General features: G+C 37.2%; 25 protein-coding genes and 1 pseudogene. 18 read left to right on the forward strand and 8 right to left on the reverse strand.

Annotated elements, in window-relative coordinates:
- Window positions 1–5: 5 nt before the first annotated feature.
- Window positions 6–1,382 carry an MATE family efflux transporter gene (locus B3D94_RS18575; RefSeq protein ID WP_069481252.1) on the reverse strand — a complete coding sequence of 459 codons (1,377 nt, stop codon included), beginning with the start codon at window positions 1,380–1,382 and terminating at the stop codon, window positions 6–8.
- Between the two features lie 20 nt (window positions 1,383–1,402).
- Complete coding sequence (locus tag B3D94_RS18580) at window positions 1,403–1,882, reverse strand: DUF6530 family protein (protein ID WP_036225502.1); 480 nt, start codon at window positions 1,880–1,882, stop codon at window positions 1,403–1,405.
- Between the two features lie 561 nt (window positions 1,883–2,443).
- Here B3D94_RS18580 and B3D94_RS18585 point away from each other — a divergent pair.
- The 8 genes and pseudogenes from B3D94_RS18585 (at window position 2,444) to B3D94_RS18620 (ending at window position 10,672) form a co-directional block, all read left to right on the forward strand.
- Window positions 2,444–2,623 (forward strand): hypothetical protein, encoded by a 180-nt coding sequence (locus B3D94_RS18585; RefSeq protein ID WP_069481253.1) that lies wholly within the window; start codon window positions 2,444–2,446, stop codon window positions 2,621–2,623.
- 283 nt (window positions 2,624–2,906) lie between these two features.
- A pseudogene (locus B3D94_RS18590) lies at window positions 2,907–3,530 on the forward strand (FadR/GntR family transcriptional regulator).
- A gap of 21 nt (window positions 3,531–3,551) precedes the next feature.
- Complete coding sequence (accD, locus tag B3D94_RS18595; RefSeq protein ID WP_291759151.1) at window positions 3,552–4,400, forward strand: acetyl-CoA carboxylase, carboxyltransferase subunit beta; 849 nt, start codon at window positions 3,552–3,554, stop codon at window positions 4,398–4,400.
- A complete protein-coding gene (locus B3D94_RS18600; protein WP_291759153.1) occupies window positions 4,393–5,349 on the forward strand; it encodes an acetyl-CoA carboxylase carboxyltransferase subunit alpha in 957 nt (318 codons plus the stop codon). The genes accD and B3D94_RS18600 overlap by 8 nt, the downstream gene beginning before the upstream one ends.
- A 639-nt stretch (window positions 5,350–5,988) precedes the next feature.
- Window positions 5,989–6,459 (forward strand): peptide-methionine (S)-S-oxide reductase, encoded by a 471-nt coding sequence (locus B3D94_RS18605; protein ID WP_069481256.1) that lies wholly within the window; start codon window positions 5,989–5,991, stop codon window positions 6,457–6,459.
- A gap of 29 nt (window positions 6,460–6,488) precedes the next feature.
- Entirely contained in the window at window positions 6,489–6,974 is a 486-nt protein-coding gene (locus tag B3D94_RS18610; RefSeq protein WP_291759157.1) for an NUDIX hydrolase, read from the forward strand.
- A gap of 149 nt (window positions 6,975–7,123) precedes the next feature.
- On the forward strand, window positions 7,124–7,459 hold the full coding sequence (locus B3D94_RS18615) for a hypothetical protein (RefSeq protein WP_069481258.1): 336 nt from the start codon (window positions 7,124–7,126) through the stop codon (window positions 7,457–7,459).
- Window positions 7,460–7,606: 147 nt separating this feature from the next.
- Window positions 7,607–10,672 carry a hybrid sensor histidine kinase/response regulator gene (locus B3D94_RS18620; protein ID WP_291759161.1) on the forward strand — a complete coding sequence of 1,022 codons (3,066 nt, stop codon included), beginning with the start codon at window positions 7,607–7,609 and terminating at the stop codon, window positions 10,670–10,672.
- Window positions 10,673–10,699: 27 nt separating this feature from the next.
- Here the strand turns inward: B3D94_RS18620 and B3D94_RS18625 are convergent, their stop codons facing one another.
- Window positions 10,700–11,575 (reverse strand): DMT family transporter, encoded by an 876-nt coding sequence (locus tag B3D94_RS18625; RefSeq protein WP_291760668.1) that lies wholly within the window; start codon window positions 11,573–11,575, stop codon window positions 10,700–10,702.
- A gap of 205 nt (window positions 11,576–11,780) precedes the next feature.
- Between B3D94_RS18625 and B3D94_RS18630 the strand changes: the two genes are divergently transcribed.
- The 3 genes from B3D94_RS18630 to B3D94_RS18640 all read left to right on the forward strand — a co-directional run bounded on the left by B3D94_RS18630 (window position 11,781) and on the right by B3D94_RS18640 (window position 13,138).
- Window positions 11,781–12,251, forward strand: coding sequence for an Lrp/AsnC family transcriptional regulator (locus B3D94_RS18630; protein WP_069481261.1), 471 nt, complete (start codon window positions 11,781–11,783; stop codon window positions 12,249–12,251).
- Between the two features lie 158 nt (window positions 12,252–12,409).
- A complete protein-coding gene (locus B3D94_RS18635) occupies window positions 12,410–12,688 on the forward strand; it encodes an ArsR/SmtB family transcription factor (RefSeq protein WP_193833664.1) in 279 nt (92 codons plus the stop codon).
- Between the two features lie 66 nt (window positions 12,689–12,754).
- Window positions 12,755–13,138, forward strand: a complete 384-nt coding sequence (locus B3D94_RS18640; protein WP_193831874.1) for a VOC family protein — start codon at window positions 12,755–12,757, stop codon at window positions 13,136–13,138.
- Window positions 13,139–13,185: 47 nt separating this feature from the next.
- Here the strand turns inward: B3D94_RS18640 and B3D94_RS18645 are convergent, their stop codons facing one another.
- Together B3D94_RS18645 and B3D94_RS18650 are read right to left on the reverse strand one after the other, a co-directional pair.
- Window positions 13,186–13,365: a hypothetical protein gene (locus B3D94_RS18645; protein ID WP_069481265.1), complete on the reverse strand. Its 180-nt coding sequence runs from the start codon at window positions 13,363–13,365 to the stop codon at window positions 13,186–13,188.
- A gap of 82 nt (window positions 13,366–13,447) precedes the next feature.
- Window positions 13,448–14,293: a copper amine oxidase N-terminal domain-containing protein gene (locus B3D94_RS18650; protein ID WP_291759166.1), complete on the reverse strand. Its 846-nt coding sequence runs from the start codon at window positions 14,291–14,293 to the stop codon at window positions 13,448–13,450.
- Window positions 14,294–14,440: 147 nt separating this feature from the next.
- Between B3D94_RS18650 and B3D94_RS18655 the strand changes: the two genes are divergently transcribed.
- A complete protein-coding gene (locus tag B3D94_RS18655) occupies window positions 14,441–14,605 on the forward strand; it encodes a hypothetical protein (RefSeq protein ID WP_175423022.1) in 165 nt (54 codons plus the stop codon).
- 103 nt (window positions 14,606–14,708) lie between these two features.
- Here B3D94_RS18655 and B3D94_RS18660 read toward each other — a convergent pair whose 3' ends face one another.
- Together B3D94_RS18660 and B3D94_RS18665 are read right to left on the reverse strand one after the other, a co-directional pair.
- Window positions 14,709–15,206 carry a DinB family protein gene (locus B3D94_RS18660; protein ID WP_069481267.1) on the reverse strand — a complete coding sequence of 166 codons (498 nt, stop codon included), beginning with the start codon at window positions 15,204–15,206 and terminating at the stop codon, window positions 14,709–14,711.
- Window positions 15,207–15,297: 91 nt separating this feature from the next.
- A complete protein-coding gene (locus tag B3D94_RS18665) occupies window positions 15,298–15,915 on the reverse strand; it encodes a LysE family translocator (RefSeq protein ID WP_069481268.1) in 618 nt (205 codons plus the stop codon).
- Window positions 15,916–16,161: 246 nt separating this feature from the next.
- Here B3D94_RS18665 and fabZ point away from each other — a divergent pair, with 246 nt between their 5' ends.
- The 4 genes from fabZ to B3D94_RS18685 all read left to right on the forward strand — a co-directional run bounded on the left by fabZ (window position 16,162) and on the right by B3D94_RS18685 (window position 18,454).
- Window positions 16,162–16,587: a 3-hydroxyacyl-ACP dehydratase FabZ gene (gene fabZ / locus B3D94_RS18670; protein ID WP_291759173.1), complete on the forward strand. Its 426-nt coding sequence runs from the start codon at window positions 16,162–16,164 to the stop codon at window positions 16,585–16,587.
- A gap of 180 nt (window positions 16,588–16,767) precedes the next feature.
- A complete protein-coding gene (locus tag B3D94_RS18675) occupies window positions 16,768–17,208 on the forward strand; it encodes a hydroxymyristoyl-ACP dehydratase (RefSeq protein ID WP_291759176.1) in 441 nt (146 codons plus the stop codon).
- Window positions 17,192–17,629, forward strand: a complete 438-nt coding sequence (locus tag B3D94_RS18680) for a DinB family protein (protein WP_069481271.1) — start codon at window positions 17,192–17,194, stop codon at window positions 17,627–17,629. Before B3D94_RS18675 ends, B3D94_RS18680 begins: the two co-directional genes overlap by 17 nt.
- Before the next feature lie 78 nt (window positions 17,630–17,707).
- On the forward strand, window positions 17,708–18,454 hold the full coding sequence (locus tag B3D94_RS18685; protein WP_291759179.1) for a polysaccharide deacetylase family protein: 747 nt from the start codon (window positions 17,708–17,710) through the stop codon (window positions 18,452–18,454).
- Between the two features lie 55 nt (window positions 18,455–18,509).
- On the opposite strand, the gene B3D94_RS18690 is transcribed toward B3D94_RS18685, so the two are convergent.
- On the reverse strand, window positions 18,510–18,782 hold the full coding sequence (locus B3D94_RS18690) for a translation initiation factor 2 (RefSeq protein WP_089984403.1): 273 nt from the start codon (window positions 18,780–18,782) through the stop codon (window positions 18,510–18,512).
- Window positions 18,783–18,968: 186 nt separating this feature from the next.
- On the opposite strand from B3D94_RS18690, the gene B3D94_RS18695 reads away from it, so the two are divergent.
- Together B3D94_RS18695 and B3D94_RS18700 are read left to right on the forward strand one after the other, a co-directional pair.
- Window positions 18,969–19,682 (forward strand): GNAT family N-acetyltransferase, encoded by a 714-nt coding sequence (locus tag B3D94_RS18695; protein ID WP_349679806.1) that lies wholly within the window; start codon window positions 18,969–18,971, stop codon window positions 19,680–19,682.
- Window positions 19,683–19,998: 316 nt separating this feature from the next.
- Complete coding sequence (locus B3D94_RS18700) at window positions 19,999–21,513, forward strand: S41 family peptidase (RefSeq protein ID WP_193831881.1); 1,515 nt, start codon at window positions 19,999–20,001, stop codon at window positions 21,511–21,513.
- The last annotated feature ends 63 nt before the right edge of the window (window positions 21,514–21,576 follow it).

The following is a 21,576-nucleotide window of genomic DNA, read 5'->3' on the forward strand; positions in this document are numbered from 1 at the left end:
GTCCTTTAATCGTTAAGCATAGCTTTTAATGTTCGTTTTTGCCAGCCTAGCTTGAAGTAGGCATACTGCATAATAAAATGTACACAGAAGGTAATTGGGTAGGCTAACCATACACCATTTAGGTCTAGTGAAGTGTGGTGAGATAGTAGGAAGGCTAATGGTACCTCAACTACCCAAATCGTAATAACTAAGAAGATTGTAGGCCATAAAACGACACCTGTTGCACGCATCGTAGCTGAAACCGTTTGTGTATGACCGAAAATTAAATAACTCCAAAATGCGATATATAAATAATTTTTGGCAATGAGCACAGTATCATGTGAATCGATAAAGAAGGCCAAAATTGGCTCAGCAAATAGATACATAATAAGTATAATGGAGCCTCCTAAAAGATAATTGATACGTACACCCATTTGGCGAATTTTTTTAATCATCTCTGTAGAATTTGCACCTAATGCCTGTGCGACAAATACAGATGTAGCAATGGCAATACTCATCGCAGGTACCTGTGCATAGCTAGCTACCTGATTAACAACGCCGTAAGCCGCCGTTGCATTGGAGCCATAGACGTTGACAAAGCCAATGACAGCAATTTCTGCGACAGAGATAGCGACCATACTAATACTAGATGGGATCGCTAGCTTTAATAATGAAGCTAAAATATCTTTCTTCCATTTAAAATGCTGTAAAATAGATTTGTCTAAACGCAGTAAATGCTTTGTTTTATGCAAATACGCCAGTAACAGAATCATTGTTACTAGGTTTGATAAAACGGATGCATAAGCGGCACCATTTAAGCCAAATGCAGGTAAGCCAAACCAACCGAACAGTAGTGGAGGAAGGAAGGCGATATTTAAGACAACACTAATAACTAAAAATAGGAATGGTGTTTTCGAATCACCAACTCCACGCATAAATGTTGTATACACCATATACCAGAACATAATTGGTAATGTGAAGAATAAAATTTGGGCATAGCTAATACTCATGTCTAATATATTTGCTGGTGTTTGCATAAAACGTAAAATCCACTCAATAAAGAAGCCGCCGAAGATTGCCACTACAATGGATAAAATTGTTGTGAAGGCGAGAGTTACCCCAACAACTTCCTTCATCTTAGCATGATTACCAGCCCCGAATGTTTGCCCGACTAAGATGGAGCTACCTGATCCAATGCCAATGGCAAATGCCATTAAAAAGAAGAAAAATGGGAAAAAGGCTGAAATCGCTGCAAGTGCATCGACACCTAAATTACGGCCCACTAAAAACATAGCAAAAACTTGGCCAACGGATTGCAGGACATTCGCCAACATAACAGGAATTAAAAAATTAAAAAAGGCTTTCTTAAGTTGTTGATCATCTTGTAACATTTGTGCATTCATCAATAGGTTCCTCTTGAGTTTTAATAACCCATTTCTTTTAAGATTCGTGACAATGTGCGCAGTCGTTCACCGATTAGCTCACCATCATTATTTAACGCTTGCTGAAAAAGTTGAATATCTTCATTGATTTGCTCATTTTCCGTGCAAACTTCCACAGTCATGGCATCTCCCTGTAAACCTACACGCTTAATCACAGGGTTTTCCTCATCATATAAATGCTCGAAGCGATAGGCCTCTTTAAAATGGAGTTGCGCCTCACATACTAAAATAGCAAGGTCGAGCACACGATGTAGAGGAAGTTCTTCTGATTGACGAGACCATTTGCCACCCGTATGGCGCCAAACTTTTGCTGAAATATCCACCTTACCTCTGTCATTCCACTGTGCTAAACCGAGAGAAAGCCCTTGAGCATCAGTTTGATAAGCTGTACGTCCATCAATATTGGCATAGTTTTCGGCAACAATTACAGGTTTATGTTTTAAATGTGTTGGGATGTTCATGTTAAAAAACTCCTTATCATTTGGATTTAGTAATTTACTAAATTACTGCTTTAGTAAATTTAGCATTAGCGACTTCATAAGTCAATCCAAAATTAGTGGAGTTAATTGTATGACATTGGCTATGCAATGGTACGCTAGACAAATTGAGGGTTATGATGCATGTTTTTATGATCCTAAGTTGACCCTGTTTTTTCTGGATGAATCGCATCGTTGTATGGAGCGTTATTATTTATATTGCATATGCAAATCGAAGAAGGATTACGAGATATTCGTATGTACAAGCAGTGGAGGGATATACATATTCTAAAAGTATGCTGGATGCTTTGGACTATGTCTTGTGATTTATTCTCATCGCTTACCTTGGAGGAATCGTTTAGGTGTTCATCCAAAAGATTTAAATGTAGAATTGAAATAAAGTGCGATGTTTATAAAAAAGATACGATGTTTAAAATAAAGTCGCGACGATTATAAAAAAGTTACGATTAATAACCCAGGTATTGGCTCAGTGGGCCACGTCCGGACGATGCCAGGTATGTGCTTTCCTTGTAGGTCGCCGTTTACATGCTTCAGGATGAGTTTGGAACGGTATCTGAAACCTTATTCCCGCAAGTTTTTCATCTTGTTCAAGGGCTGTTACTAGAAGATGAATTGCTTTACATTGAGAGAACGCTTGAAAAGCGCTTTGGTAGACCTCAAGTGAAAATAAAACATGCACAAACGACGAAAAGAATAGGAAATTGAAGGGAATTTTAGAAACTGCATAAATTTTTATGCAGTTTTTTCTTTACTTTCAAATAATTATTTTGTAAGATAAAGCCAACTTCAAAAGTGGCCAGACCACTTTTGGATTCATTCAGTAAGAGACGCCATCAACTGACGGTGGTGGATTTAGTTTCTTTATAGTAGGTATCCAAACACCTACTGAATGAAGATAAAGCCTTTGGATGTATTGTTTATCTGCGCGAAAGGAAAGCGACAGCAATAATTATTCCAAGGCGAATAGATTGATCGAGGAGTTGATCGTATGGATAAAAAAACCGAACAAAGGAAAGTGTTTTTAGATATCGTCCAACAATTACGACAACTTATTAAAATAGAAAAAATATCCTTCCGAACGAGTCCTTTCAGAACGTCTAGGTGTCGGGCGATCCTCTGTGAGAGAGGCATTGCGAAGTTTAGAGTTATTAGGTCTTATTGAAACGAGACATGGGGAAGGTACGTTTCTAGCTTCTACATAAATCATCAGCTCGTAGAAATCTTGTCGATGTTTATATTAGAAGATGAAAAATCAAAAAAGGATGTCAAATTAACGCGACAAATTCATGAAAAGGAAGCCATTCGCGTTATAAGTTGTACAGAGACTCTGTGAACACTACCAGTGTGGGGCAGTTTTTTTGTAAAGCTAGAGATAGAAAGTACGATTAATTGTCGGGATGTTTTACGAGAAATAATCATCACGGAAGGAAATCGTCTTTCACTAAAAGTCTGGTTTCAGTTAGCAATTTATGCCGGTGACCGTTTAAATCGAAACTCAACAGAAGAAGAAAAATTAATCATTCAAACTATGCTGAAATCGATGCAACTTTGCTATGAAAAAGAAGCATTAATAGCTTACGAACAGTGGATAAATGCTGAACAAGGCATTTAGACAACAAAGGGGGAGTAAAACATGGCAATACGTAGCTTATTTAGTAAAAAGAATGAGGACGGACAGGAAAAGGGATTTCCAGAAGGGCTTATGACAAAATGTCCAGAATGCCGTCACATTCAGTTAACAAAGGAATTAGAAAAAAATCATAGAGTGTGTACAAAATGCGACCATCATTTCAAAATGACTGCACAGGAGCGCGTAGCATATTTCTTAGATGAAGGTTCATTTGTTTCAATGGATGATCATTTACAAACAAGTAATCCACTTAATTTCCCTGATTATGTAGAAAAAATTTCAGTGGCTAAACAACAAACGGGATTAAGCGAAGCTGTACTGACTGGGGTAGGTACTCTTGATGGAGAAGAAATTGTTGTAGCCATTATGGATTCTCATTTCCGTATGGGCTCAATGGGCTCCGTTGTAGGAGAAAAAATCACACGTGCCGTTGAAAAAGCTATTGAATTACGTGTACCGGTTATTATCTTTACTGCTAGTGGTGGAGCGCGCATGCAAGAAGGTATTCTATCATTAATGCAAATGGTAAAAACGAGTGTGGCATTAAAACATCATAGTGAAGAAGGACTATTATTTATTTCGATCATGACGCACCCTACATACGGTGGCGTTTCAGCAAGCTTTGCTTCTGTTGGAGATATTAATATTGCTGAACCACAAGCATTGATTGGCTTTGCTGGTCGCCGTGTCATTGAAGAAACATTAAGAGAAAAATTACCAAGTGATTTCCAAAAATCAGAGTTTTTACTAGAGCATGGTCAGCTTGATGCAGTTTTCCATCGGAAGGATTTACGAAATCAAGTAGTAATGCTTGTAAAAATGCATACAAGAAGCGGTGTGCAACATGTTTAAAAATTTAGCTTTTGAAGAACCAGTAATACAATTACGAGAAATAATTGATGAATTAAAAACGATTGCTACAGAGGCAGATGTAGATATGACAAGCGAAATCGAAAAGCTTGAAACACGTCTAACACAGCTAGAACAATCTATTTATGCCAATATGAAGCCATGGGATCGTGTACAGGTTGCTAGAAATCCAGAACGACCAACAACTTTACAATATATAGAAGCTATGTGTGAAAACTTTATTGAGTTACATGGAGATCGTACATTTGGTGATGATGCAGCTATTCTTGGAGGAATTGCTCTCTTTGAAGGACAGCCCGTAACAATTGTTGGACATCAACGCGGAAAATCAACTAAAGAAAATATTCGACGAAATTTTGGTATGCCACACCCTGAAGGATATCGTAAGGCATTACGCTTAATGAAGCAAGCTGAGAAATTTAAGCGCCCAATTATTTGTTTTATTGATACAAAAGGAGCCTATCCGGGTAAGGCAGCCGAGGAACGCGGCCCAAGTGAAGCCATTGCTAGAACTCTCTCCGAAATGGCGATTCTAACAGTACCAGTTATTAGTATTGTTATTGGGGAAGGCGGAAGTGGGGGTGCCATTGCATTAGGGGTAGCTAATCGCGTCTTTATGTTAGAGAACTCAACGTATTCGGTTATCTCGCCTGAAGGGGCTGCATCGATCTTATGGCGAGATGGTAACCTAGGGAAGCAAGCCGCAGAAGCAATGCGTATAACAGCACCTGACTTAAAAGAGCTCGACGTTATTGATGGAATAATCCCTGAAATAACTGGTGGTGCACACCGCAATGTTGCGAAGCAAGCATCATATATAAAAGAATGTATAAGCGTCACACTAAAAGCATTGAATTCTCTAAATGGCGAACAATTAATTGAAGATCGCTATGAGAAATTCAGAAAGATTGGACAATATACAGAAGTTTAAATTCATTTTTAGGTTATTGGATATGTGTTTGCTCGTAAAGAGATAAAAATTGTTTCTTAAAATAAATTAATATCCTAATGATGGAAGAAAAAAGAGTTGTAGTTTGTAAAAAAGATTGATCAATTAAAATCAAGTTCGATTATTTATAATAAAGATCGATAATTTGTAATATAGTTTGATAAAAATAACTTCGCATTTAAATAAAACCCATTCATTTTGATCAACCTTTTTTCAAAATGCATGGGTTTCTTCTATTATAAAATCAACGTTTGCAACAAACTATTAATCAAACTTTTTTCCAAACCAACATTAAAAACTTTTAAATAAGCTGTAACTTTTCTAGCGAGAAGACGACTACTGTAATAGTAGGATACAAAAACTAAAGCAAGCTAGTAAGTTTCACTTTTCACAAAAAGACCAGGACTCCCAGTAAGGTGAGCATCCTGGTCTTTTTGTGTTTAGAGAAAGAGTTTGCCTGTAATTTGCTTGATTTTCATGATAGTATGGAATAAACATTTAGAAATTTCTTACAGAAATATACGTAGGGATTAGATAGTTAGTATGATTAGTGTCATGTATAACAGACAAATTCAACAATTACTGCGGTATTTGTGTCATTAAACAAAGGGGTGAATAAGGATGGAAGTAGTATATTTTGCAGGTGGTTGCTTATGGGGAGTTCAAGCTTTTATAAAAACCTTACCAGGCGTTGAATTTACAGAGGCAGGAAGGGCCAATGGTACAAGCTATACGCTTGAGGGTGATTACGATGGGTATGCTGAATGTGTAAAAACAGGATTTGATCCGTCCGTTGTAAGTATCCAGGAATTAATGGGATATTTTTTTGAAATTATTGATCCTTATAGTTTGAATAAACAAGGACAGGATGTTGGCGAGAAATACAGAACGGGAGTTTATAGTGAAAAACCTGAACACTTACTAGAGGCGAAGGCGTTTATTGGTGAGAGAAATGATTATGATTTGATCGTTGTTGAAGTATTACCTCTAACAAATTATGTGAGAAGTGCAGAAGAACATCAAGATAGGTTAGCAAAATGTCCAAATGATTATTGTCATATTCCAGAAGAACTATTAAATAAGTATAAATAAGATAGATTATTAGTTTGGGAGGCGAAAAATTGACTACTACTTATGTAAATTGGGGAGAATCAAAAGTTAAATTAACTTGGCAAAAAAATACCTTACTGCCCCCATATCATTTAATAACAAGTGTCCACGGCTTTTGTTTTCAAGAGGATCAATTATTATTGGTGGATGTAAATGATAGAGGATGGGATTATCCAGGAGGACATATTGAAACTGGTGAAAGCCCAGAAGATTGCTTTAAACGGGAAGCGCGGGAAGAGGGCTATGTGGAAGGAGAATGTAAGTTGTTAGGACACATCATCGTTGACCATAGTGAAAATCCATTATGGACAGAAAGCAGTTTCTATCCCAAAATGGGCTTTCAAATATTCTACAAAATGACTATAACAAATCTGCTCCCATTTGAAGGGGAATTTGAATCTGCTCAACGGATGTTTGTAAATCCGAATGATATTGCCTCTTATTATCACAAATGGAACATTCTTTATAAGGAAATAGTAGATTGTGCAATACAATAAAGACCCTCGGATCTATTAAATATACATGGAGTCTTAAGAGCTCGAATTTAAATGGAAGTTCCAAAATGGTGATGAAGTATACAGTATTTTTAGAAAAATGAAACTTTTGCCAATAGGATGCGTAAGGAAAGAAAGAAGGGGATTTTAGAATGAATCCAAAACATTTTGTTATGATGGTTATTGCATTTATTGTAGAATTTGCCCTAACTTATTGGATTGCATCTGTATTTTCTGTCAGGTTTATAGAAGTTATGTTTTTCACAGGGGCTGCCTTTACATTAGGAACGCTCTACTTTACAAGTAGTGGTGGAGCTATGTCAAGATTTTTTGCAGCTCAATCTGGAGCCGTAACAGGCATTATCCAGGAGCGAGACCGATTTCAATTTAAAGCGGGTCCTGTATTTATAGCATCACTTATATTTGTACTAATAGGTTTAGTATTCTTTATCTTACTTGTTACAGGCATCATCCCGCCGCAGAAATGATAATATGTAAGGGAAATCAAGATAGTCTCTAGACTGTCTTGATTTTTTTAGGGGGAAAATAGGTTGTTCAGATTCTGTATAAGTAGGCTTGGTAGAATAAGAGGTTATGGGATTACTTTTAGATTTAGGAGGTTATGATCATTTACTATGAAACATAGAAAAATAGCTGTCATCATTATATTGTTTATAGTCTTCTTAACAGGTTCTCGTATTTTATGGCTTCATTCATTTACCCAGCCAGATCAACCATATGCCATGAAAGGGCAAATGGATGTCCGTAATTTTGATTTTCATCAAAGTGCATTAACACTTGATGGCGAATGGTCCTTCTATCCATCGCAATGGTTGATGGAAAATCATTCTTCTAACCACACATACATACAAGTCCCAGATGGTTGGGACAAAGTTTTTCAGGAAGGGGAGCAAAGCCCATTTGGATATGGCTCTTATCATCTAAAAATACTGGTTAATACAGATGAGACAAAAACCTTTAGTATAAGAGTACCAAGTATTCGCAGTGCTGCAGAAATATATGTGAACGATCGCTTAATTGCGAAATCAGGAGAACTAGGTGAAAATCGGGCACAAACGGTGGCTAAAAATGTACCGTTTACAGCCTCATTTGAGACAAATGGTGAAAGTGAAATCGAACTGATTATTCAAGTAGCCAACTTTCAAGATCCTCGTAATGGGGGAATTGTACGTTCTATCAAATTTGGACAAGAAGATGTGATCAATCGGGAGACTCAATTGTCCGTCACAATGCAGCTATTAGTGGCAGTTGTTTTAGTCTTGCATGCCATTTACTCTGTTATTCTCTATTTAGTTGGAAATAAAGATAAACGCTTACTATTCTTTTCAATCTTAACCGTAAGTATCATGTTTTATTATTTATTAGGAAGTGATGATAAACTTCTTTCATTTTGGTTTCCAATAAATTATGATTGGGGATTTATATTAGTCCATCTTTCTATGGTGGGCATTGGCTATTCGTTACTGCAATGTATAGATCACTGGCTACCGCCACATTTACAGCTCTATAAACGTGTGTACACTTTTTTCTGCATTGTAGCGATCTTATTAGCCTTTACTTTACCTATACGTTATCTTGTTTCCATGCAAGCTTTTTATATTGTTATTTTAGGGGCTCCAATAGTTATTACTTTAATCTTGATGATTGGAAAATCAATAAAGGATATTCGCGGGAATGTTTTTATTTTATTAGGGATAGTGGCCTTTGTGAATAGTATGATTTGGGATGTCATGCTGCTAATTACAGGAATAAAAGTCATTTCTTATCCATTTGATTTGATTGTGACAATTGCCTGTTTAGCGACATTGTGGTTTAAAGATTACGCAAAGGTACATGCCGATACGAAGGAGCTTGCTCATAAATTGCAAGAGACTGATAAAATCAAGGATGAATTTTTGGCAAGTACCTCTCACGAATTACGTAATCCACTTCATAGCATCATCAATATGTCAAAAGCAGTACTTGATCGTGAAGCCAATATGTTAACTACAAAAAGCGTGAGTGATTTAGAAACTGTCCTGTCCGTTGGTAATCGAATGTCTTTGTTGTTAAATGATTTGCTAGATGTCATGAGCTTGAAAGACGATACACAAAAATTACAACTAAGTATGGTTTCCATTCATTCTATTGTTGTAGGTGTATTTGATATGCTGCGCTTTATGATTGAAGGGAAGCCTGTTCAGTTCGTCCTGAAAATACCAGAAGATTTTCAAAGAGTGCTGGCTGATGAAAATCGTGTGATTCAAATAGTCTTTAATTTAGTGCATAATGCTGTGAAATTTACGAATGAAGGGTCGATTACAATTTCGAGTTATACGCGCAATGGGATGGCCAATATCGTTATTACAGATACAGGCATCGGTGTGGAAGATGAAACCTTGCGTCGAATATTTGAACCATATGAGCAAGGTACGATCAGTAAAACTATGGTAGAAGGAGGGTTTGGGCTAGGGCTTAATATCTGTAAGCGGCTCATTGAATTACATGGGGGGACATTGGAAGTGCAATCCGTTGTAGGACGAGGCTCGACCTTTACTTTTACATTGCCCCTAGCGGATGAATCGAATGTCCAAGAGCCACTTGAAAAGGTACGACAGAGCGTTAGCAAGAGTTCAGAGCGCACAACAAATTTACAAGGTGACTTGGAGCACGATCAGAGTGTGGAGTGGAATTATCCGCGTATTTTAGTAGTGGATGATGAGCCTATTAATTTGCGAGTAGTTGAGACCATTTTAGCAAATGAACCATATGACATTGTTACGGTGACCAGTGGTATAGAAGCGCTAGTATGTATTCAGTCGTATGAGTGGGATTTAGTTATTTCAGATGTGATGATGCCGAAAATGTCAGGGTATGAATTAGTGCGTCTCATTCGGAAGCAATTCTCCATCACCGATTTACCTGTATTATTACTGACAGCGCGTAGTCAACCCCGGGATCTTGAAAATGGTTTTTTAGCAGGTGCGAATGATTATGTGACCAAGCCTGTCGATGCTCTAGAGCTACGATCACGAGTAGCGGCATTAATAAAGGTGAAGCGATCCATTCAGGAACGTCATCGTATGGAGGCTGCCTGGCTGCAGGCACAAATTGAGCCTCATTTTCTTTTTAATACGTTAAATGCCATTTTAACGTTGAGTGAGATGGATAGTGAACGAACAAGTAGATTAGTAGAGGCACTCAGTGATTTTTTAAGAGAATCCTATAATTTTCAAAATGTTGAAGCACTTGTGCCGTTAGAAAATGAACTTACGTTAATTCAAGCTTATCTCTATATTCAGCAAGAGCGCTTCGGCGATCGTATTCAGGTTAAATGGGATTTAGAGGCATCTACCGATGTGCTCATCCCATCATTAACTATTCAGCCCTTAGTTGAAAATGCCTTACAGCATGGTATTTTAAAAAGGACAGAAGGGGGAACAATCCATATTCGGATTTTTGAAAGTGAATCGCAGCTTGAAATTACAGTGTCGGACAATGGTGTTGGCATGGATGAACTACGTTTGTCGCAGTTACTTCAAACAAAGCAAAAGCCGTCCAAAAGCATTGGTTTAATGAATACCCATCTTCGCCTTCAACAGCATTATGGGCAAGGATTGAATATTACGAGTAAACTTCATGAAGGAACATCTGTTTCTTTTGTAGTTCTTGTTAAGAAGCCTGTAAAAAAAGATGCATGATACTTCTAAGTGCCATGCATCTTTTCTTTATAGTATAGCCTGTGGAACTTTTGTTTTAAAATGGGTGAATAGATAGCATCCCATAATGACGATAAGTCCACCTATTCCCTGGAGCCAAGACATATTTTCTCCAATAAATAAATAGGCGAGAAGGGCAGTGAAAATGGGATTGAAGTTTAAAAAAATCCCTGATGTTGTCGCGCCTAACTTCTGTACACCTATATTCCAAAATACCATACAAACAACCGTGGAGATAATGCCGGTATATAGCATGGAAAGAATGAAAGATGTATTGACATTCGTGAAGGTAAAATCTGTAGTTGTAAATGGTAGGAGCAGTAGCACACCAAATATCCCCGCATACAAAGTAGCCATTAATGGGGAGGTTGTTTGCATAGCCCATTTGCTACATACGGAATACAGTCCCCAAACACACACGGCTGCCAGCATCCATAAATCGCCTGTATTCAATTGGAAATCTAGCAACAGCTCTAAATCTCCTTTTGAAAGAACTAGAACTACCCCGAACAATGATAAAACCATGGCCGATAACTGCCATTTAGTTATTTTTTCTTTCAACAAGACAAACGAAAAAAGGGCAATGGATATTGTATTCATAGTAGAAATAAGCCCAGCATTAGTAGATGTCGTACGCTCTAATGCTAAAAATTGAAAAATATTAAAGAAAGCAACCCCTGTAACACCCATTAAAAGTAACGGGACAATGGCTTGTTTTGGGGGAATTAATTTTTTTTCTTTCCACCAAACCAAAGGGACCAGGACAATGATGGCAATTAACCATCTAACCATTGTCAATGTCATAGGAGAAGCATGAGCAACAAGCGTCTTAGCAACAACAAAATTCCCTCCCCATAGTAAACTTGTGACAAGCATTAGACCCATATACAATTTAACCAAATCTCGTAACACCCCTCTTAACCTTATGTATATTAAGAATCATAGCATTAACAGTTGTTTGGCTGTATAATATTTTGTGAAAGTGATTAAATTCGAAATAAATTAAAGTATATGTGGTTTTATTTGAATAATCTTCGGAAAAGAAGCTCTGTGGATACGTCGCGAAAAATAATCAAAAGGGGAGTCATCAATGGAGGATAGCAAAAATAAAGAACTAGACAGTATGGATCTTCAAATTTTAGATATTTTGCAGAGAGAGGTTCATATTAGTAATGCAGAATTGGCTAGACGTGTCAACTTATCGCCACCAGCGACTCATACAAGAGTCAAACGATTGGAAAACGAAGGCTACATCAATCAGCAGGTCGCTATTTTAAATCAGGAAAAACTGGGCTTTGATTTACTGTGCTATGTTTTTATGAGTACGGATATCCATCAAGCGAAGGAAATAGAGGAATTGGAAGCAAGCTTAAAAACGATGACAGAAATATTGGAATGTCACTGTTTAACAGGTGCCTATGATTATTTATTAAAAATCGTCATTCGAGATCGTCAAGAATTGAATCAATTTATTCGGAAATTAAATAAGTTAGGCATCTCTAGAATTCAAACAAATTTATCGTTACGGGAAATCAAATATTCCACGGTGTTACCCTTATAAAAACACAGCAAGTGTGAGTGATCTACTCATGCTTGCTGTGTTTTTTATCATACATCTATAGAAATGTATATACTTAAACCTGTATCGTTTATACTTATTGGCAACTAATAGGTTGCTTATTGTTGACACGCAACCTGAAAGTTGCCTATAATCGATTTATGAAATGGGACAAAGACGCTATATTTAAAGCACTTGCAGACTCTACTCGGAGGCTTATAATTGACGAACTATGTGAACGAAATGAAATGACCTTATATGAGTTGACGGTTCGTCTACTTATGAAGTATGAGCTTTCCATAACGAGACAAGCAATTGCTAAACATCTTGCTGTTTTGGAGGGGGCAGGGCTTGTCACTTCCAGGCGGAAGGGCAAATATCGAGTTGTTAGGTTTAACAATGAGCCACTTAAAGATTTATTAAAAGGATGGGTAGAGTAATTTTTCGACCATCATACACTAGGGCGGACAAGTATTTTGCGCCAACTAGCAGAGGAGGCTATTCAAATGAACATTATCGTGAACAGTATATTTGTAACAGACCAAGCAAAGGCATTGTCATTTTATACAGAAAAGCTTGGATTTGTTAAAAAGGAAGATGAACCATTAGGAAAACATAGATGGCTGACGCTTGTATCGCCAGATGATCAAGGTGGAACTGAGCTTTTACTAGAGCCGGATGAGCACCCTGCCGCAAAGGATTATCAAAAGAGAATCTTCGCTGAAGGTATTCCTGCAACGATGTTTGGTGTTGGAGATATTCACGAAGAGTACAAGCAATTATTAGAAAAGGGCGTGGAATTTACAATGGCGCCAACAAAAGTGGGCGCCGTCACAATAGCTGTCTTGGATGATACTTGTGGCAACCTTATTCAGATTATCCAAAAATAATTCATGATGAAAGCGTGTTTTGAGTCATTTCAAAACACGCTTTTTATTTATTCATGTATTGCTAAACCTCGGTCATTTTCAAACAAATCGAGGTTTTCTTTTGGTTGTGCATTTACGGTTTGTTCTTTAGCTTCAGCTTCTTCGCTTGGCGGTGCTTCTTCCGATGAACAGGCTGCTAAAGCAAATAGTAATAGTAATACCAAACTAATTGACAGTAATTTCTGCATGAGGCAAATCTCCATCCATAAATCGTTGATATGAATATTTTGCACATTTTCATACAGAATATGTTTAGTTTTCTGTTATTTTTTAAACAACGGTATTGCTAATAATTTTGTTAAATCCGTTAGTAGTGGCAGCATTCATAAGCCTTTGAATAGCCTGCACTGCATTATCTGAGAATATGTACCAGCTATTTTCATCAAAATTATGGAGAAGATATTCTGAATAGCCTTCTAATAGTTCCTCAGGGAATGGGCCATTTAACGTATAAATATCAAACTGCTCAACGCTTTTATTATCAATGCTCATAAAATCATATTGTCCAAGCTTGTAATAAGATCCTGGTGAATCTAGGTTAAAGTGCCAATAATATTCTTTTGGTTCGTCTACTTTATCACCTTTTTGTTCTTGAAAGATCTTATAAATTGCTTTGTTATAAGCATTTCCTTTAATCTCTTGAATAATTCCACCCATTGTCATGTGATATTCATAACGAAGAGTATTTACTTTTTCGTTTTCAAGTAATAGTGGTTCAGTAACTATACTAACAACACCTTGTTTGTAATCAACCTGACTGCCAAAAGTTTCTGCAAAAAAACGAATAGGTAGGTAAATACGATCACTTTTAAGGTATGGCTTTACTTCCAATTGTTCCGTTTTGCCATTTTTAATAACTGTCTTGCTGTCAGGATTTAAAGTAATAGTATCCTTGTTCAAAGTAATAGTAATTTTGGAATTACTCCACTGAACTTGAGCACCTAAATTTTCACTGATTACTCGTAAAGGGACCATTGTTCGATTGTTTTTTAATTCTGGAGCAGCATCTGTTTTTAGCACGACATCATCAATTTTAATTTGAGTCGTTGCTGCGTCAGCAGGTGAAGCTGCCCATAACATTGATGTTAAAACTATCCCTGTAATAATTTTTTTCATGGTAATTAACCTCCTCATCATCGAAATTTTACCATAATATTCTTATGTATATCATAAAAATTTTACAATTTTTTTATAATAACTACTTTTTTACAACGAATAAGATGATTTTCAAATCGAATACTAAACGTGAAAGGAGGTTTTTTTGTGAAATTTTTAACATGGGGCATAGTTGGTGCAGCATTGTTTGCTGCGATGAAAGGCTACGGGAAATCCAATCAAGGACAGAAGGATAGCTACCAACAAACGACAACACCTGTTCAATTAGTAGCTAATGCAAATCCTTTAACAGCGAATACACCGAAACAGTAAAAGGCAGGCATCACAGCTTATAGATTACTTTGATCTATAAGCTTGTTTTATTTTACATAAAAATCCTATGGTTTTTATATGAAAGATGGATAGAATATTTGTTTCATTCACGATCACTTTGAAAAGCCTCAGACAGAGACTCGTTAAGAATCCGATGAATCGTTAAGATGGCCTGCACATGCATGCCCTCATGGAAAATAGTCCGCACTAGTACTTGTTCTATAGTTTGCATGCCCATCTCAATAGGAGGGAATTCTTCCATTAATCGATCACCATATTGTTCCTTTAGCTGTTCGGGCTGCTGTGCCAATAACATTTTTAATGCGTCAAAAGATGGGGTTTTTTCATCAAAATGATCCGGTGAGGTACCGAATCCAAACCAGTTGGTGAAATTGTCTAGTTCCTTATGTTTGTCTTTTGTTAGTGCCTCTATCCATAAGTATTGATCGAGATATAAATGTCCCATATTCCAGCGGATATTATTATGGAAGCCAGTCGGAATGATATTGGCCTTTTCCTCTGTTAGTTGATCAAGTATTTGTAGTAACTCGCTTCGGTAATGCTGTAGTTGTTGAAATAAATTTTCTTGCCGCTGATTCATTGTAAAAACCTCCTTTTAGTATGTATTAGCTATTTCCGTCAATTTTCCTCCAAAAAAAAGAAGAACTCCGATTTTGGGTTCTTCTCGTCATTTATTTGCTTTGTGTTTGTAGGGCTAATCTGACACCTAGGCCGATATAGACAAAGCCAACCGTTTTCTCAAGCCAACGGGAGCTTCCGCTTGTTTTCGTAAAGATCTTTTCACCAATAAAGCTTGTTACAACAGCTAGTAAAATAGTATACAACGCACTCATCACAACAAATGTAATGCCGAGTGTTAGCAGTTGGACTGTAACAGACGTCTCATTATGCTGGATAAATTGCGGCAAAAAGGCAAGGAAAAATAATGCCGTCTTTGGATTTAGTATTTCTGCTAAAAAGCCTTGGCGGAATGAAGTACTTGCAGGGCTTTGTTCCACAGTAGGCTGTTCAATTTTCTTCGGCTTCGTTACGAGCATTTGTATTCCTAAATATACAAGATAAGCTACACCTATATATTTCACTACTTCAAAGGCTGTGGCAGATTTCATTAAAATAGCAGATAGACCTAAAACAGCTGCCAGTGTATGGACTAAGTCGCCGAGACCGATACCTAAGGCTGTATAAATGCCATTCTTTTTACCACTTTTTAACGTTTGTGTAATTGTGATAATGACTGCAGGTCCTGGAATTAAAAATAATAAAAGAACTATTGCGATAAAAGATAACATGCTTACCATCCTATTCTAATAAACTAATCATTCTAGGGTGAATGCATGACATATTATATTCTAGCTACTATAGAGCTGTCGATAAAGAAATATTGAAAAAGGAATGAAAAAATATTCAGAAAATAATAAACGAACAGTATATTCGGATTGATGGATGATTCGCCTTTTAGTTAAGTGTATTTTTTAGTACCAACTAATAATATTTAATGATAGAATGAGATCATAATCAAAGTTGGAGGTATTCGCATGTTCACTAGTCAACAAATACAAGAAATTTTACCACATCGTTATCCATTCCTTTTGGTGGATCGTATTGAAGAATTAGAGGCAGGAAAACGAGCAGTAGGTCTTAAAAATGTGACGATTAATGAGGAATTTTTTAACGGTCATTTCCCCCAATATCCTGTAATGCCAGGCGTGCTAATTGTGGAAGCATTAGCGCAAGTTAGCGCGGTCATCATGCTGACGAAGGAAGGCAATGAGGGAAGACTGGGATTGCTAGCAGGCATAGATCAATGTCGTTTTAAAAAACAAGTGAAGCCTGGAGATCAATTGCGTCTTGAAGTAGAAATTACACGTGTAAAAGGTTCAATCGGTAAAGGTAAAGGTATCGCGACGGTTGATGGAGAATTGGTTTGTGAAATGGAGCTTGTGTTTGCATTTGGCAATTAATAAATTTGCTTAATGAAAGGTGTTATAGCATTTTTTGCGGAAAATAGCTAAAGACTTGCCACAAGGCGTACTACACCCCTAATTTTCTTTCATATAATAGTAATCATTATGAACGAATGAGGGGGATTGAGGGTCGCTATTTTTGAATGTAATGAAAAGCTGCTAAGGCCGGAGGAAGCATTGGATAATGATTTTTGTGATCAATTTGTGCAAAAAATGCATAAACAGATTCTCCATAAAACGCTTCACCAAGATATCTATCAGTCCTATTTTGTTATTTTTCAACAACAATATACAACACAGGAGCTACGCTTTATCATCCGTATTTTAAGGCAGCAGGCGGAGGAAATTATGCGTTTAAAGCCCATTTTCATCACTTTAAGTGGGGTCATTCTGTCCATGTTTACGTTGATCGCTACCGCTATGAATAGCCAAATAATGATGGGACATTCGCTTGTCCAAATTGTGGCATTGGCGATATTGAGTCTGAATGTCACGATTCTATTTATTTCCTATAAAATTGAAAAAGAACATAAAAGAGTGCAGGCTGTGATTGCGTTAGTAGATTATTACGTGACCATTTATCAAACAGGGGATGACCATTATGCAGAACATCATTGAACAATTACATTATTGGCTGCTGAAAGTGCCAGAAATGTTTCATGTTATGACAGAAACGGAAATGACAGAACGAACTGCTTCGAATAAATGGTCTAAAAAAGAATACTTAGGTCATTTATGCGATTCCGCTCTCATCAACTTGGAACGATTTATAAAGATTCAATACGACGTTTCACCATATGTAGTGTCTACATACGATCAAGTTCAATGGGTCGAGCTACAGGGTTATCAAAAAATTCCAATAGAAGAAATCTTATTATTATGGACGAGCTTAAACAAAAAAATAGTGGTGGTGTTGGAAAACCTCTCAGAACAGACAGTATCTCGGCCATGTGAAATGGGTCAGCAAAAGGTGACACTAAAATGGCTCATTCAGGATTATCTCGATCACCTAGAGCATCATGTGAAAAAGCACTTATAATATTTATCAAAACGTAAGCATTTTTTTGCGAAATCCTCAAATAATAAAGTACGAAAAAACTTTTGGGGACGTGAAAATTTGAAAAAATTATTACTGTTTTTACTGCCAATTTGTCTGATTACGGTGTCATTTTTCTATGTCAAGGCGAGTTCTTATGAAAATAAAGGCAGAAAGTATTATGAAGAAGCTGGGGAAATACTTTGGGAAATCAAAACGGAGGAGAAAATCATCGCTCTCACCTTTGATGATGGCCCACACCGTACGTACACAGCGGATGTTCTCGATGTATTGGATAAATATCAAGCAAAAGCCACATTCTTCATTGTCGGACAAAATGCAGAAAAAAATCCTGAACTTATTTCGAGAATGTACGATGAAGGGCATGAATTGGCTAACCATACGTATACCCATCCTTTAAAAACAAATGTATCAAATTTGTTGAAGGAAATTGATCAAACAAATGAGACTCTCTATAGTATTACCGGCTTTAAACCTACTTTATTCCGTCCGGTGGAAGGGCAATTCTCAGATGCGATGATAGATGCGATCGCAAAAGAGGGCTATAAAGTGGTGATGTGGTCATGGCATTTGGACACACTTGACTGGAAGAGCCCAGGCGTTAATCGAATTGTGAATACCGTATTAAAAGGGGTAAAGGCAGGGAATATTGTGTTGTTTCACGATGGTGGAGGTAACCGAGCACAAACTGTGAAGGCGCTAGAGCAAATTTTACCGGAGCTTGAAAAACAGGGCTATCGCTTTGTGACCGTTTCAGAATTGCTTGAAGTACAGATGGCCCACAAAAAAATGGAAAAAAAACAGTAGTGTTGAAAGCCTTTTTTCAACACTACTTTTATTGTGCTTTCTTTTTATGTAAAGGTTATTTTAACATTTTTTTGATGTGCTTCAGCTCACCAATTAAATAATCAATTTGCTTCTGCATATTATCAATTTGAACGTTTGACTGGCTGTCACCATTATTATTTTGAGAAGAATCCTTATTCGCATTGACGAGTGCTTCTAGAGCAAGACCTGCTGCTATGGTCTGTAGGCCATCTCCTAGTGTTGAAATAGCTGTGCCAATATAAGATAACTTAGCTGCATAAATTTCTAAGGAATCATTGTTTTGATCGGGCTTATTATTTCTCCCCATTATCCTTCCTCCTTATATTTGTCATTACTTGCATCATATGCGTGAGGAAGAGAAAAGGGGAATGATTTAAATGATTCATAAGAAATGGTAAAATTAGCAGAACGACTAAATATTGGAGGAGCGGCCATTGACACATATAGAGATTGTTGAAATGGATGGACAATTGGTGGAGGGGATAGGCAGTTATTGTTTAAGAAGCAAGAAAAAAGTGAAGGCTATGAAGGCAAAAATAAATGGCTAAATCAACAATTTGAAAAGGACTTGCGTTATGTTCAATTATTAGAAGATCATAAACAAGTGGGCTTTATAGAGTATACTGATGCAGAATACTCATCTAGGGTTGTGCATGCGGATGGCTATGTCATGATTCATTGTTTATGGGTTAGCGCAGTGGGGAAGGGGTACGGTACACAATTATTGAAGAAGTGCATGGATGATGCTAAACAACGGGGCAAAAAAGGAGTAGCTGTTCTTACTAATGACCATACATCATGGACCCCAAGTAAGGCTTTATTTTTACAGCACCAATTCCAACTAGTCGCCACTGCACCTTATGATTTCGAATTATTGGTTTATCCATTTAGTGAAGATGTAGAGTTACCGTATTTTCCTCATAATTGGCATGACCGATTAACTGGCTATCACAATTTGACGATTCTTCGATCTTTTCAATGTCCATATGTACAAGTCGCGACAGAGAACATCTTAGCCGCTGCCAGTAAGCTTGGTCTCTCTGTCGACTTGGTCGAAATCCAAAGCCGTGATGAGCTGATGGAGAAATCGCCGACACCTTACGGCATCTTCTCTGTCATCTATAAAGGACAACTTATTTCCTTTCATCGATTAACTGTTCAATCTGTTTATAAAAAGCTTCAAACACTATTAGAAGGACCTGTGTAAAAAAAACACCATGATTTGCAACTTTTTCAGTCTCTGGCACGTTATATTCTTATAGTATTTCTATGAATCAATTGATTTTTTAGTTGACTGCTACTAGGAAATGAGTAAAATTAGAAGGCAGTACCATTATATACCTTAAGCTTCTATAGGGAATGATGGGTCTATAAGCATTTGGATGCGAGTTGTTTGGAAGCAGGTTCAGACAAGGTCTGTCATAAAATTTCGACAGTCTTTTTCTTTTCGTCTTCTGTATAACCTGTTAAGATGGTAATAGTGTGACAACAAGTTAGTGTATATGAGAGTGGTGACAATCAAGATGGATGAACAGAAAAAAGAAAGTACGGAACAGCAGCAAGAGCCAACGCCCGCTGAGATCAAGCCAGCAGGACAATTTATACAATTAAAACCGTTTAAATTCATCATGCTAATGTTCTTTACAATTCTTATTACTGCCGGTTTAACGATTTTTGCGTTAACATTTGGTGATAAGAAAGTAGTAGAAGTGAAAGTTCCTGTAGAACGTGAGGAATTTACGAAATTATATGAAGCATTTGATTTACTGAAAAATAACTATTACAAAGATATTGAAGATGAGAAAGTAGTCGATGGTGCTATTAATGGCATGTTCGACGCATTAGGAGATCCGTACTCTGATTTTATGGTAAAAGAAGAAGCAGACCAATTTAACTCTGGTTTATCTTCAAGCTTCCAAGGAATTGGTGCAGAAATTCAAGAACGTAATGGTTATATTACAGTTGTGTCACCGATCAAAAATTCCCCTGCTGAAAAGGCAGGCTTATTACCAAAAGATATCATCTTAACGGTTGATGGGAAAAGCATTCAAGGTTTCAGTGCTACAGAAGCAGTAGCGTTAATTCGCGGCGAAAAAGGAACGTCTGTGAAATTATCAGTGAAACGTGGTGACAATACTGAGCCTATTCAAATGACAATTGTTCGTGATGAAATCCCAGTAGAAACTGTTTATGGTGAAATGCTTGATGGCAATATTGCCCATATTCAAATTACAACGTTTAGTGAACAAACTGCCCAAGAGCTTGAAAAAATCCTTGTGGAGTACGAAGGCAAAGGCATGAAGGGAATTGTTTTAGATTTACGTCAAAATCCTGGTGGCTACTTAAAGGCTGCAGTGGATATTTCTAATCTATTCGTTCCAGAAGGCAAGGCCATTGTACAGGTACAAGAAAAGGATGCAGAACCAGAAGTCACAAATGCGATTGCTGGTAAAAAATATAACCTACCAATTACAGTTCTAGTTGATGGTGGTAGTGCTTCTGCCTCCGAGATTTTAGCTGGTGCTTTAAAAGAATCTGTTGGTGCAAAGGTTGTCGGTGAAACATCCTTCGGTAAAGGCACAGTCCAAAATGTGACTCCGTTAAAAGATGGCTCTAATCTGAAATTTACTACAGGTAAATGGTTAACGCCGAATGGTAACTGGATTAATGAAAAAGGGATTACTCCTGATGTCAAGGTCGCTTACCCAACGTATGCCTCATTACCATACTTGAATGCTTCTATAGAGATGAAGGCAGGTATGCAATCAGACTCTGTAAAGGCTGCAGAGGAAATGCTCCAAGTATTAGGGTACGAGCCTGGTGAAATAGATGGTCTTTTCGATGACAATACAGCGCATGCAGTAGAACAATTACAAGCTGCGAATAATCTTGAAGAGACAGGTGTTTTAACAGGAAACACAACGTATGCATTAATGGATGCTTTACGTGCAAAAATGAAAGCTGATGATCCTCAGTTGTTAAAAGCAAAAGAGCTTCTTTTAGGTACAGCTGATAAGACTGAGGAAACAACAAACTAACATTACAGCTGTCGCAACAGTCGTCTTCACGGCATCTGCGACAGCTTTTTTTATAGGGGGAAG

It is taken from the genome of Lysinibacillus sp. UBA5990 (assembly GCF_002429815.1).
In the GTDB taxonomy this organism is placed as follows: Bacteria; Bacillota; Bacilli; order Bacillales_A; family Planococcaceae; genus Lysinibacillus; species Lysinibacillus fusiformis.